The 13,337-nt window shown below is 52.7% G+C and carries 10 protein-coding genes and 2 tRNA genes; 6 read left to right on the top strand and 6 right to left on the bottom strand.

The window, feature by feature from the left end; translation table 11 throughout:
* The first annotated feature begins 72 nt into the window (after positions 1–72).
* Positions 73–1,965: an FAD/NAD(P)-binding protein gene (locus FDW96_RS09185; RefSeq protein WP_137365573.1), complete on the top strand. Its 1,893-nt coding sequence runs from the start codon at positions 73–75 to the stop codon at positions 1,963–1,965.
* A 3-nt stretch (positions 1,966–1,968) separates the two neighbouring features.
* Positions 1,969–3,177, top strand: coding sequence for a cytochrome c (locus FDW96_RS09180; protein WP_137365572.1), 1,209 nt, complete (start codon positions 1,969–1,971; stop codon positions 3,175–3,177).
* A gap of 36 nt (positions 3,178–3,213) precedes the next feature.
* On the opposite strand, the gene FDW96_RS09175 is transcribed toward FDW96_RS09180, so the two are convergent.
* Positions 3,214–4,689: a PLP-dependent aminotransferase family protein gene (locus tag FDW96_RS09175; RefSeq protein ID WP_137365571.1), complete on the bottom strand. Its 1,476-nt coding sequence runs from the start codon at positions 4,687–4,689 to the stop codon at positions 3,214–3,216.
* A 106-nt stretch (positions 4,690–4,795) separates the two neighbouring features.
* On the opposite strand from FDW96_RS09175, the gene puuE reads away from it, so the two are divergent.
* The 4 genes from puuE to FDW96_RS09155 all read left to right on the top strand — a co-directional run bounded on the left by puuE (position 4,796) and on the right by FDW96_RS09155 (position 9,029).
* Positions 4,796–6,058, top strand: a complete 1,263-nt coding sequence (gene puuE, locus FDW96_RS09170) for a 4-aminobutyrate transaminase (RefSeq protein WP_137365570.1) — start codon at positions 4,796–4,798, stop codon at positions 6,056–6,058.
* 175 nt (positions 6,059–6,233) lie between these two features.
* On the top strand, positions 6,234–7,289 hold the full coding sequence (locus tag FDW96_RS09165) for an ABC transporter substrate-binding protein (protein WP_137365569.1): 1,056 nt from the start codon (positions 6,234–6,236) through the stop codon (positions 7,287–7,289).
* Positions 7,276–8,280 carry an iron ABC transporter permease gene (locus FDW96_RS09160; protein WP_137365568.1) on the top strand — a complete coding sequence of 335 codons (1,005 nt, stop codon included), beginning with the start codon at positions 7,276–7,278 and terminating at the stop codon, positions 8,278–8,280. Before FDW96_RS09165 ends, FDW96_RS09160 begins: the two co-directional genes overlap by 14 nt.
* The gene (locus tag FDW96_RS09155; RefSeq protein ID WP_137365567.1) at positions 8,277–9,029 is read left to right on the top strand and encodes an ABC transporter ATP-binding protein; all 753 of its coding nucleotides are present in this window, start codon (positions 8,277–8,279) and stop codon (positions 9,027–9,029) included. Before FDW96_RS09160 ends, FDW96_RS09155 begins: the two co-directional genes overlap by 4 nt.
* On the opposite strand, the gene FDW96_RS09150 is transcribed toward FDW96_RS09155, so the two are convergent.
* From FDW96_RS09150 to trpS, 5 genes are all read right to left on the bottom strand, one after another.
* Positions 9,016–9,738, bottom strand: a complete 723-nt coding sequence (locus tag FDW96_RS09150) for a substrate-binding domain-containing protein (protein WP_137365566.1) — start codon at positions 9,736–9,738, stop codon at positions 9,016–9,018. The two genes, FDW96_RS09155 and FDW96_RS09150, sit on opposite strands and share 14 nt — an antisense overlap.
* Positions 9,739–9,742: 4 nt before the next feature.
* A complete protein-coding gene (locus tag FDW96_RS09145; protein ID WP_137365565.1) occupies positions 9,743–11,350 on the bottom strand; it encodes an FAD-NAD(P)-binding protein in 1,608 nt (535 codons plus the stop codon).
* Between the two features lie 215 nt (positions 11,351–11,565).
* A tRNA-Val gene (locus FDW96_RS09140) sits at positions 11,566–11,642 on the bottom strand.
* Between the two features lie 4 nt (positions 11,643–11,646).
* Positions 11,647–11,723 (bottom strand) — tRNA-Val (locus tag FDW96_RS09135).
* Between the two features lie 401 nt (positions 11,724–12,124).
* On the bottom strand, positions 12,125–13,129 hold the full coding sequence (gene trpS / locus FDW96_RS09130; protein ID WP_137365564.1) for a tryptophan--tRNA ligase: 1,005 nt from the start codon (positions 13,127–13,129) through the stop codon (positions 12,125–12,127).
* Positions 13,130–13,337: the final 208 nt, after the last annotated feature.

Genomic DNA, 13,337 nt, shown 5'->3' with positions numbered 1-13,337 from the left:
CCTTTTTGTTGAGGAGGGAATGCCTCTTATTTGTGTCGTGTTAAGGGCAGTGTAGCAATAAGGAAAAAAGTAATGGCAATTACCAGACGTGATTTTCTCAACGGCGTCGCGGTGACCGTTGCGGCGGGGCTTACCCCGCTGGAATGGGTCAGGGCGGCAGGGAAGGAAAACGCATTTATAGATGGAAGTTATTATCCGCCTGCGCTGACGGGGCTGCGGGGCAATCATCCGGGATCGTTTGAAATGGCGCATGCCGTGGGTCGTGAGCATAAACATTTTGATTTAAACGCTCTGCCTATTGAGGAAGAGTACGATCTGGTGATTGTGGGCGGCGGTATCAGCGGCCTGGCTGCCGGTTGTTTTTGGCGTCAACTTGCCGGGCAAAATAGCCGGATTCTGATCCTCGATAATCATGACGATTTTGGGGGGCATGCCAAACGGAACGAGTTTACCAGCTCGGGCAAGAAACTACTCGGCTATGGCGGCAGCGAAGCATTCCAGTCGCCTGCGCATAATTTCAGTCCGGAAGTGCAAAAGCTGATGGAAACCGTGGGCGTCAGCGTCACGCGGTTGAAAGAGAGTTTTGACGTAAACTTCTATCCCGACTGGCAGCTCAGTCGCGGCGTTTTCTTCGATAAAAAGAATTTTGGCGAAACAAAAATCGTCAGCGGCGATCCGGGACGGGCGGTATCTGATGATATTCCGCCGGACAGACTGAATGGACGCAAGATAGAAGACTTTATCAATGATTTTCCGCTAAGCGAGAACGACAGAAAAGCGTTAATCGATCTGCATGTACGTCCTGCGGACTACCTTCCAGGTATGACGGTTGATGAGAAAACTGAATGGCTGGATACCCACAGCTACAGCGAATTTCTGGCGACAAAAGTCGGTTTGAGCAAAATGGCGTTGCTCTATTTTCAGCAGCGTTCTAACGACTTCTTTGCCATCGGCATTGAAGGGATTTCCTGTAGCGATGCCCGGGCGTGCGCCTTACCGGGTATGGAAGCACTGGGATTACCCCCGCTGGATGGAGAGTCGCTGGCCGACCTCGAAGAACCGTATGTTTACCATTTTCCGGATGGGAATGCCGGCCTGGCCCGACTGCTGGTCAGGTATGTGCTGCCGGATGCGCTACCGGGCACCACCATGGAGGACTCGGTCCTCGCCAGACTGCATTATGAAAAACTGGACCTGCCGGAAAACACTACGCGTCTGCGCCTGAACAGCACGGTGATTAACGCCGCCAACGTACAGGATGGTGTTGTTGTTAGCTATCTGCGCGACGGCAAAATGCATCGCGTTCGTGGTAAGAACACCATTATGGCGGGTTATAACATGTTGATTCCGTATCTGGTACCAGAGATGCCGGAACAGCAGCAGGCAGATCTCAAACTGAACGTGAAAGCGCCGCTGGTATACACCAACGTGGTGGTTAAAAACTGGCAGGCATTTAAACAGCTTGGCGTGCATGAATTTTACTCTCCGGCAGCACCTTACAGCCGGGTTAAGCTCGACTATCCGGTCAGTATCGGCGGGTATCAACACCCAGCCTCACCGGACGATCCGATGGTGATTCATATGGTCTACGTCCCCACGTATCCTGGCAGTAACCTCTCAGCCAGAGAGCAGTTCCGTTTGGGGCGGGCCTATTTGCTGGGGACTACGTTTGCGGCGCATGAAGAGATGATTCGCTCCCAGTTGCAGGAGATGTTTGGCTCAACAGGCTTTGATAATCAACGCGATATTGCCGCCATTACGGTTAACCGCTGGGCGCATGGCTATGCGTATTACCCTAACTCGCTGTTCGACGATATGGATAAAATGCCCGAGATTATCGAGCGGGCGCGCAAGCCTGTTGGTCGTATTACCATTGCTAACTCCGATTCTGACTGGGGGGCTTATGCTCATACGGCGATCGATCAGGCATGGCGAGCGGTTAATGAACTCAAGGATATGGGGTGATCTATGCGTAATGTAACCGTTCTTGCCGCCTGTTTATTTACCGCCACGGTTTCTGCGGCTGAAACTCATGGCGAATACATCGCGAGGATTTCTGACTGCGTAGCCTGTCACACGACGGAAGGTGGCGCGGCGATGGCCGGGGGCAAAAAGTTTCCCACTCCACTAGGGGATATTTATTCGACCAATATTACTCCGGATAAGACGCAGGGGATTGGTAGCTACTCATACGAGGATTTTGAAAAGGCGGTCCGTCAGGGGATTGCCAAAGATGGTCATCCGCTCTATCCGGCTATGCCTTATCCCTCTTACGCGAAGCTTTCTGACGAGGATGTTCAGGCGCTGTACCGCTATTTTATGCATGACGTCACGCCGTCGGCACAACCCAATAAAGAGAATGCCATTCCGTGGCTACTCTCCGCCCGCTGGCCGCTGCATATCTGGAACTGGTTGTTTACCGACGCGCCAGAGACGGCTGCTGCGAGCGCGAAAACGGATGAAAATGCGGCCCTGGTGAAACGAGGCGCTTATCTGGTGGAAGGCCCGGGACACTGCGGTTCATGCCATACACCGAGAGGTGTGGCGATGAACGAAAAAGCGTACACCAATGTGGATCCCGAGTATCTGAGCGGCGCGATGATCGACGGCTGGTATGCGCCGTCGCTGCGGGGCACCGGAATGTCGGAGTCGGAGTTAAAATCGCTGTTGCTGACCGGTAAAAGTAAACATGCCGCGGTTTCTGGTTCGATGGCTGAAGTCGTTACGCAAAGTACACAGTATCTGACGGACGAAGATGCCACGGCGATCGCACAATATTTGCTGAGCCTGAAGAGCGCGCAGCCTGAAGCTGGGCGTACCGCAGCGACTACGACATCCTGGTCGAATTCAGCCGAGGCGGGCAAAGTGACCTATAACCGCTACTGCTCAACGTGTCACGGTCTGGAAGGCAAAGGTACGGAAGATAATGCACCTTCGTTGATCCACAATCCGCTGGTGATGGTGGATGACCCGACGCCGCTGTACAGAGTGATTGCCTATGGCGCAGAAACACCGACAACACGGGGCAGCGTCTCCTTTAAGATGCCAGCCTACAACGGTATGTTAAGCGACAACGAAATGCGCGACGTAATTAACTACGTGCGTAAAAGTTGGGGGGAAGGGAATGGTGAAGTAAGCCAGCAGGATCTGGCTGGCGTTAAAAAAGCGTCACATTAAACAGCATGCCGTATAAGCACCGCCATCCGGCAGTGCTTATACGGCGTTTTCCCTGATAATAGTCGCGAGTCGGGTAAACGCCGCCGCCATTTCATGTTCTTCTATACTGGCAAACCCCAGCAGCAGGCCGCTGCATTTCTCTTCATTCACGTAGTAGCGAGACAGCGGACGCACCAGCAAATCTTGCGCATTCGCCTGCTGAGCAATGGCGATGTCATCGCTTCCGGCGGGTAACTGTAAAATCATATGCAGCCCGGCGTTACTGCTGAAGGAGCCAAGGTAATGTTCGCCAAGTTGGCGGGTGATAAGTTCCACCAGCATCTGTCGACGACGGCTGTACAACTGGCGCATTTTCCGAATATGCGCCGCGTAATATCCCTCGCGGATAAACTCCGCCAGCGCGGCCTGAATCAATAAATGTCCGCCGCGATAGAGGTCGTTATGAACCTTTTTAAGCGCCGCGGCTAGCGGTTTGGGCAGTACCACATACCCGAGTCGCAGTGCGGGATAGAGTGTCTTGCTGAATGTTCCGATGTAGATAACCGGTGTCTCTTCCTCCAGTCCCTGTAATGACGGAATAGGCTGGCCGGAAAAGCGAAACTCGCTATCGTAGTCATCTTCTATTATCCAGCTTCGCGTTTCGCGGGCGCGCAAGAGAAGCTGTTGCCGACGACTCAGGCTCATTACCGAACCGAGAGGATACTGATGTGACGGTGTCACAAAAATCAGCTTCGGTGCGGGTTCTGTTGGGCCTGGGGGAATCATACCTTGTTCATCAACCGGGATTGCCGAAAAGTTAACCGCGTTGATGCGTAGAATGTTTTTTATCCCCCAATAGCCTGGCTCCTCAATCCAGGCACTGTCACCCGGATTGCACAAAGCGCGCGTTACCAGATCCAGCGCCTGGTGAATACCTTCAGTAATCAGAATTTGATCAGGCGAACAACGTACACCCCGGGCGGTGCGCAGATAGTCTGCCAGCGCTTCTTTCAATTCACTCACCCCGCCTACGGCATCGTAAGTGAGAAACTCCGGGCGCAGTCGCCTTGCCAGCCGATCCTGGATTTTTTTGAGCACCCGGTGAGGAAAATGCTCAACATCAGGCACGCCAGGAATAAAGGCTCCCCATTGCCGGGGACTGGCGCTGGCGTGCCCCAGCAGTTCAAGGCAGCGGGCAGATAAGCGGGTGTGATCCTCAAGCGCAACAGCCACTGGCTCTTTGTTGGGGCGTAGATCGAGATTGTCGAGCACGCTGTCGGTAACAAAGGTGCCGCTGCTGGTGCGCGCAGAGATATAGCCTTCGGCCTGCAACTGCTCGTAAACCCGCAAGACGGTGTTACGCGATAACGTCAGTTCGCCCGCCAGATCCCGTGAGGGAGGCATGCGGGTAACCGGTTTCAGGCTGCCCTCAAGGATGCAACAACAAATGGCGGCATACAGACGACGATGCAGTTTTTCATCTGTCTGCTGGCTAAATGCTTGCTTGATCACATCTCCGGCAAGTGAACGCATTTGGATCCTTAAAATAAAACGATTTGGCTCTCGATTAAAGTACCAGATGGCGTCTAAATTTAAAGGGTAATTCAACTGAAATGTAGTTATGGACAAGGTGTAGCGAATGAACAATAAAAACCTGCAACAACGTCGTCTGGATGCCACCCCGCGTGGCGTGGGTGTCATGTGTGACTTTTACGCCCAGTCGGCAGAAAACAGCACGATTACCGATATTGAGGGCAATCAGTATATTGATTTTGCCGCCGGGATTGCCGTGCTGAACACCGGGCACCGTCATCCTCGTCTGGTGCAGGCGGTTGAAGCCCAACTGCAGGCTTTTACCCACACGGCTTATCAGATTGTACCGTACGAAAGCTATGTGTCTCTGGCTGAGAAAATCAACGCCGTTGCGCCGATTGACGGTAAACGCAAAACCACATTCTTCACTACCGGTGCCGAAGCCGTGGAAAATGCGGTAAAAATCGCCCGCGCGCATACCGGTCGTCCCGGTGTTATCGCTTTTGGCGGCGGTTTTCATGGACGTACTTACATGACGATGGCGCTGACCGGCAAAGTAGCGCCCTATAAAAAAGGGTTCGGCCCGTTCCCGGGTTCCGTTTACCATGCGCCATATCCTTCTGAGTTGCAGGGTATCTCCACGGCGGATTCGCTAAAAGCGATTGAACGCCTGTTTAAAGCCGACATCGATCCAACCCAGGTTGCGGCGATTATCTTCGAACCGGTCCAGGGCGAAGGGGGCTTCGTGGTGGCGCCGTCGGAGTTTGTTGCCGGGATCCGCCGTATCTGTGATGAGCATGGCATCGTGATGATTGCCGATGAGGTGCAAAGTGGTTTTGCTCGCACGGGTAAACTGTTTGCGATGGATCACTACGCCGACAAAGCGGACCTGATGACGATGGCAAAAAGCCTGGCGGGTGGGATGCCGCTGTCGGGCGTGGTAGGCAAAGCAGACATTATGGATGCGCCTGCGCCGGGTGGGCTGGGGGGTACCTACGCTGGCAACCCGTTGTCGATTGCGGCGGCTCATGCGGTACTGGATATTATTCGTGATGAGCAGTTGTGCCAACGGGCAGCGGCTCTCGGTGAACAACTGCGCGCCACCCTGACTGAAGTGCAAGGATGGTGTCCTGAACTGGCCGAAGTGCGCGGCTTAGGCTCAATGGTTGCTGCTGAATTTTGTGATGCAGCGACGGGCGAGCCCAGCGCTGCCGTCGCGCAACGCGTGCAGAAGAAAGCCCTTGAGCAGGGATTGCTGCTGTTAACCTGTGGCCAGTACGGTAACGTTATTCGTTTCCTTTACCCGCTGACAATTCCGCAGGATCAGTTCGCCAAAGCGCTCGAAATCATTAAAGCTGCGACGAAATAGTTAGCCACTCAGTATCAACGAAAGCCGACGGTGGTCATTGCCGTCGGCTTTATTTTTGCCCACAAAAATTGATCTTCCTCGTGTGCAGCGCGGTAATTATCGCTAATGGGTTGCCAGTTACATCGTTATATAATTTAATATATATCGCTTTTACTCCTCATCCAGATGGTATCCCATGCTAACTCTCCGTTCTTTTGTGCTGGTTTGCGCCAGCTTCCTGGTGGCGTTCTCCGCGCAGGCCGAGCGTACGATTACCGATCAGCTTGGTCGTCAGATCACGATTCCAGACCATGTCGACAAAGTGGTGGTGCTGCAACACCAGACGCTGAATATTCTGGTGCAACTCAATGCTCAACAAGACATTGTTGGTGTCATGTCGAGCTGGAAAAAACAGCTCGGGGCTGAATTCGCGCGTTTTATGCCGAAGATAACGACATTGCCGACGCCGGGCGATCTCACCAGCGTGAATATCGAGAGCCTGCTGGCGATTCACCCACAGGTTGTCTTTGTAGCCAACTATGCACCAGCGGAGATGATTCAGCAGATTCAGAATGCCGGAATTCCGGTGGTAGCTATCTCATTGCGTAAGGATGCTGATGGTCAGCAGAATAAAATGAATCCGACTATGGCCGATGAAGAGCAGGTCTACAACGAAGGGTTAAAACAGGGGATTCGCCTGATTGCGGATGTTGTGGGGCGCAAACCGCAGGCCGAGACGTTGATCGACTACGTTTTTACGGCGCGGGCAAAGTTCAACGCGCCAGTTGCCAACATTCCTGATGCGCAAAAGGTGCGTATTTATATGGCTAACCCTGACCTGATGACTTACGGCTCCGGGAAGTATACGGGACTGATGATGCAGCATGCGGGGGGATTAAACGTGGCGGCGGCCAGTGTGAAAGGCGCCCGTCAGGTCGCGCTTGAGCAGGTATTAGCGTGGAATCCGCAGGTGATTTTTGTTCAGGACCGTTACCCGCAGGTGGTGACTGAGATCCAAAACGATCCCAACTGGCAGGGGATTGATGCGGTGAAAAATCATCGCATCTGGCTGATGCCGGAATACGCCAAAGCCTGGGGGTATCCGATGCCGGAAGCAATGGCGATAGGTGAACTGTGGATGGCCAAAAAACTGTATCCGGACGCCTATAAAGACGTGGATGTCGATGCGCAGGCGCAAGACTACTATCAGCGTTTTTATCGTGTGAACTGGCAGTCTGATGCAGCTAAGTAACCGCACTTTACCCCAGCAGCCACTGCTAATGGCGGCGGTTTTGTTACTGGGCGTCAGCTCGCTGTGCCTCGGGCAATATCCACTGTCGTTAAGCGAGGTATTTTACCATCTGACGCACTATAGCGACGCCGAAGGGATTGCCAGCCAGATTGTCTGGACGGTGCGGTTACCACGAATTCTGATCGCGTTGCTGGCGGGGGGCGCGTTGGGTTTATGCGGTGCGACGCTGCAAGGGGTATTTCATAATCCACTGGTCGATCCGCATATTATCGGCGTAACGTCGGGGGCTGCTTTTGGCGGTACGCTGGCGATTCTGCTCGGTCTGTCGCCGTGGCTGATGATGGGTTCAACGTTTTTCTTCGGTCTGACGGCGCTGATTCTGGTGTATGCCATCGCTACATTGCAGGGGCTGGAGAATACGCTGGTGCTGATCCTGTCGGGTATCATTCTAAGCGGTTTCTTTGCCGCACTGGTGAGTCTGATTCAGTATCAGGCGGATACCGAAGAGACGTTACCGAACATTGTGTTCTGGCTGCTGGGGAGTTTTGCGACGGCCAACTGGCATAAAGTTCTGCTGTTGGCGATTCCGGTGGGTATCGCCGCGACGGTTTTGTATCAGTTACGCTGGCGGATAAATCTGCTATCGCTGAATGACAAAGATGCCAGAGCGTTGGGCGTGGCGGTGGTTCCTCTGCGACGCAGCGTTCTGGTGTGCTGCGCTTTTTTAGTCGCCGCTCAGGTGGCGGTCAGCGGCAGTATTGCCTGGGTCGGGCTGGTTATCCCGCATCTGGCACGTTTGCTGGTGGGGGTCGATCACCGTCGTTTGCTCCCTTGTGCCTTCTGGCTGGGGGGCGGTTTTATGATTGTGGTGGATGATATTGCGCGCACCCTGCTGCCTGCGGAGATCCCGCTGGGGATCATCACTGCATTATTTGGTGCGCCGCTGTTTGCTTTTTTACTCATCCACAACAGCCGTCGGAGGAAACAATGAAATCTGTCGCACTGCGCGTGAATCGGCTGACTTACGGGTATCGCGTACCGCTATTTGAGCCGCTTACGTTCAGTTGCCGGAAAGGTGAGATCTGGGCGGTGCTGGGACGTAATGGTCTGGGTAAAAGTACGCTGCTCGATACGCTGACCGGCACGCTGCCTGCTTTGGGCGGCAGTATTGAAAATGACGGTGGAATTGGGATTGTGGCGCAACATTGTCATCTGCCGTTTCCCTATACGGTCAGCGATGTGGTACTGATGGGGCGGGCACAGCACGTGAAGTTATTTGCGCAGCCCAGCCAGCAGGATCAAAAAAGGGCAGCGCAGGCGCTGGAGCAACTTAATATCGCGCATCTTGGTGCCTGCTCGTTTGGTTCACTCTCTGGCGGGCAACAACAGTTAGTGATGATAGCCCGGGCATTGGTCACGGAATGCCAGACGTTATTGCTTGATGAACCGTGTTCCGCGCTGGATCTCGCTAATCAGCAGGTGGTGCTGCAGCTCATCAGCGATCTGGCTCGTCAACAAGGCTGCAGCGTGCTGTTTTCAACCCACGATCCGCAGCATGCGCTACAGATAGCCACGCATACGCTGCTGCTGCTTCCTGAAGGAAAATGGCGGGCAGGCCCGACGGACAGCATCGTAACGGAAGGTAATCTGTTCCAGGCCTATGGATTACCGCTGCGAAAAGTGAACGTTGACCATTACCAGACGCCGTTTATTGCGCCGCTGTTTTCTATTCGTCGGTAAGTGATATAAAACCGGCTGCGATCAGAAATTCCTGACCGCCGTTGCCGAGTATAAACTCAACCAGCGCCAGCGCATCTGTGGATGCCTCCAGCAGCGCCAGTTGGTATTCACATTGAATGTTATATTCAGCCGGAATCGCGACATAACGAACGTCGGGGAGTGCGCGGAGCGTTTTTGCATAGTGCGCGTATCCGATAAACAGATCTGCCAGTCCCTGACGCAGGACCCAGGTGCTGGCCAGTTCTCCCTGCGGGATCTTCACGCTGTCGCGACCACCAACCAGGGGAATGGCCCTTTCGCGAAGCTGCTGCCCAAGGCCCGTCTCCAGCGCATCCATCTTGTCAAAAAATGCCCAGGTATAATCCCCGGAAGGGTCACAGCCGGGCGTAGAGGTACCAATTCGCAGGGTAGGGTTTCGCAGCAAATCCAGCCATTCACCGGTCCGGTTGGTAACCAGACCCAGTTGGTTCCAGCAAAAGGTGTGCGTTGAGAGAGCTTTATGCTGAGCCAGAAGGCGCTGCGGATGCTCCCGATTGGCCGAAGCAAACAGCGCACAGGGTTCACCTGCTTCAATCCGCTCGCGCAATAAACCGGCTGGACCATATTCCACCTTTACATCTATTCCACTGATGCGCGTGAAATGGGTTATCAGCGGAGTCAGTGCTGGACGTAAACTGCCGGCAGCAAGTAGAGTGATGGAAGAAGACATCGTGTCACGCCTCGTAATAGGGTAAGCGTCGACGAAGACGCGTGGCTGGCCGGGAAATGGCTTGCGCGACGCACTGCCCAATTTCTGCGCAGGCAGTAAGCCCTTGCACGAAAGGTTGATCGTGCATCAGCCAGGGAAGTGCGGCGAGCGCAATGCGTCCCCGGACGATATCAGGCGCCTGTAACGTATAGTCATCGCCGACATCCGGTATTTCCTCACTCGTGGACTGCAGTTGCTCCCGTAGCGATGGAAATGGCAGATCTTTAATTTTTAACGCTTTCTGGCCTCTGGCATCGATAAAAACGTCAAACTCATAGGTTTCGCCCTGAGCGCGTATTACCGTCATTTTTTCTTTTTGCTCTAACTGATAATCCTGACCGAGCGCGCGAATATTCAGGATCCCGGCCTCACGCAGCGCCAGTAATCTACGGATCGATTGTGAAGGAATGGCTGCATAGTTATCGATAAAGACGCGAGCAAGTCCATTGTCAAACCGCTCTCTGTCTTTCTCATCCAGCCACGGAACAATTTCCTGTACGGCCTCATGCAGTCGCAGAATAGCGTAACGCCAGGCAACCGTATGTTTGTCACGTTTATTGCGTTCGACCTCTTCAAGATTGGCTGCGGCCCAGCGAAACGGATCGTGCTTTTTACGGGCAGCGAACCAGACATCCGTAAAGCTGTCGGCGTTCAGGGAAGAGAGGGCGACTTCTTTGCTCCAGACAGGGTCTGCCAGCTCAATTTCTTTGGCTATGAGCATAAAGATCCTGTCCAGCAGCCCAGCAGAACCATCTGCAATACACTGTTCCAGTGCCTCAGCAGTCACAATGGAGAGTGGTTCGTAGGGGAGAGGGCAGTAAAAATCGGCTTCCGGTAGAATGCCAGAACGGGACATGAGGAGAATGTTGAGATCCTGACTGCCTTCATTTCTTTCGAAATGAACACCTTGCGCATCATCTAATACAAACCTACCGTGTTGTACTACGACAGCCATAGCCGCATCGATAGCGCTCAGCGATGTACCCAAAATTCCTACATTACATGCCGGGATTTTGGCCTCCATTAGTCCAGTCCACGGACTCGGGAAGAAGGTACGTGACGCGCTTTGTGCGTCAGGCCAGACGTGACCCGTGGCGATGACAGCAAGATCAAAATGCTCCGGGTCGTTATGATCGCTGCAAATAACAACGCCATCCGTTGTGGCTTTGACATCCTTGACCTGACAGGACTCGTGTACGGTGACGTTAAACCCCTGTTTGTCCGCAAGGTCTACAAGGCGTAAAAACTGGTCACGAAAATATTCACCAAGCAGAATTCGCGGCAGAAATTGTCGCTCATGCAGTGAGTCGTGTTTCACGCCATAACGGGCTAAATGTTCAACGCTCTGTTGGCGTAACCAGTCGAGATAAGAAGAGGTAATAGGGGGAATTTCAATACTGGCGATATTTGCCAGCATCAATCGCGAGTTTTCTTCATCGCTATAGGGCATGCCAACCCCAGCTTCATTTGATTGTTCGTAGAGACTAATTGAAAGCGGGGTTTGATGCTTTAGGAGCGCGAGTAACGTATAGATTCCTGTCGGTCCCGTACCGACGATAGCGATCTTGTTCATCTTATCCACCTGATATTATTTTTATGCCCTGTGATCGATGTTCTGTGTCGGCATTGTGCCAAAAACAAGCGAAGCAGGATAAGTGTGGTCGATAACAGCGCTGGAGACAAACGGGATAGACAGTAAGAATTTCGAAGTCGTTCAGGACGGCAACAAAAATTGGGGGATATTATCGAGAATAGAATGAGGAGAAAAGCACCACATCAAAGATGATATGGTGCGTCCGAGTGGACTCGAACCACCGACCCCCACCATGTCAAGGTGGTGCTCTAACCAACTGAGCTACGGACGCAATATGGTGCGTTCAATTGGACTCGAACCAACGACCCCCACCATGTCAAGGTGGTGCTCTAACCAACTGAGCTATGAACGCAACGTTGTAGGTGACAACGGGGACGAATATTAGCGGCACAGACCGAATGAGGCAAGAGGGAAATAGCATTTTTCTTCCCGATCTCACGCGTTTGCAGAGTAATTAAGCAAGTTGATTATATTTTGTTGATTTTGCAGCGTGTTTTTTACTCAGGGGGCGATGGACTGGGCATTAGTGGTTAACTGATATCCGAAAAGCTGATAGTGAAAAAAAGCCTGCATGGGCACGGACCCAGGCAGGCGTAAAGAAGAGAATTCGAACTTTTTATAATGAGGCGTAATAGTAAGATAGTTACATCTCACTCTCTTAGTAGCGGTTATGCCATTGAAAAACTTAAGCGTAACCACATTTTTTAATGTTTAGCGGGAGTTATCAGTCATCCTGTATTTTTCTATTCGTGTTCAGAACACCGGTAAACCCAGGCCTTGTTTCACTTCTCTTAATGTCTGCTGTGTGATTTCGTGCGCCTGTTGACTCCCTTTTTTCAGCATCGCCATCAGCATGCCTTTATCCTGAATGTAAGTTGCCCGACGTTCACGCATCGGCGCGATGAGTTCTTGCAAGCACATCTCCAGCTCATTTTTGCATGCCCTGTCACCTAATCCGCCGCGCTGATAATGCGCTTTCATCTCCGCAACTTTGATTTTATCTGGGTGAAACGCGTCGAGGTAGGTGAATACGATATTGCCGTCAATCTGCCCCGGATCGGACACTTTCAGATGATTAGGGTCGGTGAACATTGCACTGACGGCGCGATGAATAGTTTCCTCGCTGGCGGACAACAGAATTGTATTACCAAGGGACTTCGACATCTTGGCGTTACCGTCGATACCGGGCAGACGACTGGTTTCACTCAGCAACGCTTTGCAATGCGACAATACTGGGGCAGGTAACAGGCTATTCATCTTATGCACGATTTCATTGGTCTGTTCGATCATCGGCAGTTGATCGTCGCCGACCGGAACCACTTCAGCTTTGAAGGCTGAAATATCTGCCGCCTGACTGATGGGATAAACCAGAAAACCAACCGGTAACGAGCGTGCGAATCCTTTCTGCGCAATTTCGTTTTTGACCGTAGGATTACGCTCCACGCGCGCCACAGTAACGATGTTCATATAAAGCGCGGTCAGTTCGGCAAGGGCGGGCAAGGCCGATTGCAAACAGATGGTGGTGAGTGAAGGGTCTATACCCGCGGCGAGATAGTCAGCCAGCACTTCGGGAATGTTGTTTTGGATCTTTTGTGGTGTACTGCCGTTATCGGTCAGTCCTTGCAGGTCTGCGACTAATATAAACTGCCGATAATCGTGTTGCAGCGTGGCGCGTTGGCGCAACGAGCCAACATAGTGGCCGAGGTGCAGCGGACCAGTAGGACGATCGCCTGTGAGGATGATGGTTTTGTTGCTCATATAAGACTCCTTAAGCGTAAAACCGAAAGGGGTCTTCAAATGCAAATAACCGCCTTTCGGCGGTTATTTGAAATGGGGAAAACACATTCTGACCGCCTTTAAGAAGGCAGCCACCACAGGTTATGAGTAAAACCGTTGATATCGTGTTTGGTGTTCATGCTGTCAACTTACCACTACCTGAAGTGGAGGTAAAGCAATGCGCCGACAG

Source organism: Citrobacter sp. TBCS-15 (genome assembly GCF_005280815.1).
GTDB lineage: Bacteria > Pseudomonadota > Gammaproteobacteria > Enterobacterales > Enterobacteriaceae > Citrobacter > Citrobacter werkmanii.
This window is presented reverse-complemented; position numbering and strand designations above follow the sequence as displayed.